Below are 2409 nucleotides of genomic sequence, written 5' to 3'. Positions count from 1 at the left end.
GATTAGATGGAGTTCTAAGGGGAATTGCTAGCGCCAAAGATGAGATCTTTGTTTTTGCTGATAATCCATTCCGTAAAGAACAATCAATTTATGAATTAGACAAAGACTTAAACGAAATGAAGATAAGGATAAATAAACAAACTGCCTTTCATACAGACTCTTTATATTTTAATGGTAAGTTTTTAATTATAAACAATGCTAAGAATGATTATTCAGGTCCTACGAACAAAATCTTTTTATTAGAAAATCAAAACGCATCCATGAATATAATCAATTTAACAGAAAACGCTCCGTATCAAATTTTTAGGAATAACGATAATATTGTGGTGGCGCATTATGATTTTCCAACCCGATCCGGAAAAAAGGTAACAGTGTGGGATAATGAATTGAATTTCAAAAAAGGTTATGAATTAAAAAATAATCTTTATTTAAGCCATATGAATGACAATATATTCTACTCATTAGATGTTGATTATGATTTGTACCAATATGATTCTAATGACTTTACATTATTAAGTATAAACCGATTGAAAAAAATAAATGGTATGGTAATTAGTGATTTTTTTGTATTTGATCAGTAAATTTTGATGGTCAGTAAATATTCAATTGTAAAGGTTATTATATTGACCTCAAAAAAATGGCGGGATACCACAATACGATTTGCGGTGCAAAATGGTAGATTGTGTATTATAGTTGAATTAAGAGCCGTTCCAGAATCATGACAGTGTACATGGAAATCGGCTCTCAGAGCTTTACCTTGCAGAATGACAAAGTAAAGGATATATCTTTATTATGAAGCATTTTATTATCTTTGTAAATGGCAAGGTAGGGCAAAGGATCAAAAAGGAGGAATACCCTATGCTGAAATTAAAAGCTTAAGGTTTACTTATTCTAAACATTTAAATCGAGGGAGTGATTTAAGTGAAAAAAATAATTACGATTGTATTAGCAACTTTACTGTTAATTAGTTTGGTTTCTCCGATAAGTGATCGTGCTAGTGCTGTAAACAACGACAAAGATATTGTTAATGAATTTACTCTGAATAATGTAATAGGTCAGGTGTTGAATGATAATTGGGATGAAAATGATTCTGCAAAAATAAATCTTAAAAAACTAAGTATAAATCAAAATAATGGTCATATTAAAACAAAAGGCGAATTTGAAAATAATAACAAATTATATGATCTCAATTTATCTGGAACAATATACCCAGTAATAGGGCAAGGAGTATACTCAGATAAGCTGTTATTAGGTGATATGAAAGAAACAAAGGATTTCATTGTATTACAATTTAGAATAGAAAAAGATAGTAGCAAAACAGCATTGCTTAAAACGAATTATAGTATAGAAAATCAAACAGTATTAACGATTGTTTTAGAGGATAAAAACAGTCAAAATATTATCTACTTGCAAGATTCAATTCCGGAAACCATATTTGACACATTATCACTTGGAGCGAAGTATCAACTTAAAAAAGATGCCATTCAAGAAAAGGACTTAGCAAAAAAAATTGTGGAATTGTCAAATATGCGAAATAAAAGCTCTAATAACAAGCAAATCAAGACCCAAGAAATTAGTGAAGAAGATCAGAGTCAAGACTTATTTTCAATAACTTCAACTCAAATATCTGTTGATTACTACGAATTAAAAAGATTATTTTCCGATTTAAAAACTAATAGCACTGTAAACTTAGATGATTATAATATACCAGAAAGTCTTTTTAAAGGAAGCGGATGGAAATCTTATGTTAGTTGGTCATTACCGGACTATTTCTATCATGCTTATAGTGCAGACCAATCATGGTATACATTAACACAAATATCAATGGTAGATATTAAGAATAATAGAGAAACTGGAATAGCTGGTCATAGTATGCAGACTGAAATATTATACGGATATGTAGTAGAATATGATCATTATACACGAGATATAAAAGTTTTCTACTATGATTTTGGCCTTAAATTTGATGATCTTGAGTTAGTTATGAATAAATTGACTGGAGACCATGTCTTTCTTAATCGAAATATATATGGAATAATGGCTTCATCACCTAGTTATGCAAAAGCGGCAGTTGCGTTAATACCCTATTTAAGCACAGTCTCTAGTGTATGGGATAATATTCAAGCTAGTGAATCACAGAAATTAGGGCAAAAAAAGGATTTAGGCTCGTTAGAAGAACAGAAGTTAGAAAATAATAATAGTGTCTATTATGGAATTCTAGGAGACTTTAAAGATTACTATTTACAAGATGAAGGACATTATGCCAAAGTTGAGGGTACAATAAATGGTACTTACATGAAACCTGTTAGTGGATATAGGTATACTGCATCAACAAATTTATAAAAACTTTTTAGAAAATAGACCGTGTATTATTTTAATTACACGGTCTATAATTATTTTAATTATAAC

The 2409-nt window shown here is 29.6% G+C and carries 2 protein-coding genes; both read left to right on the top strand.

Features of this window, described 5'->3' with window-relative positions; all coding sequences use genetic code 11:
* Window positions 1-581: hypothetical protein (locus U473_RS07875; protein WP_201024165.1), on the top strand; the 581-nt coding region annotated here is incomplete at its 5' end.
* A 340-nt stretch (window positions 582-921) separates the two neighbouring features.
* On the top strand, window positions 922-2343 hold the full coding sequence (locus U473_RS07870) for a hypothetical protein (RefSeq protein WP_068725089.1): 1422 nt from the start codon (window positions 922-924) through the stop codon (window positions 2341-2343).
* The last annotated feature ends 66 nt before the right edge of the window (window positions 2344-2409 follow it).

The organism is Tepidibacillus decaturensis, from assembly GCF_001561915.1.
GTDB lineage: Bacteria > Bacillota > Bacilli > Tepidibacillales > Tepidibacillaceae > Tepidibacillus_B > Tepidibacillus_B infernus.
Note: the sequence above shows the minus strand (reverse complement) of the source record. Positions and strands in the feature narration are given on the sequence as shown.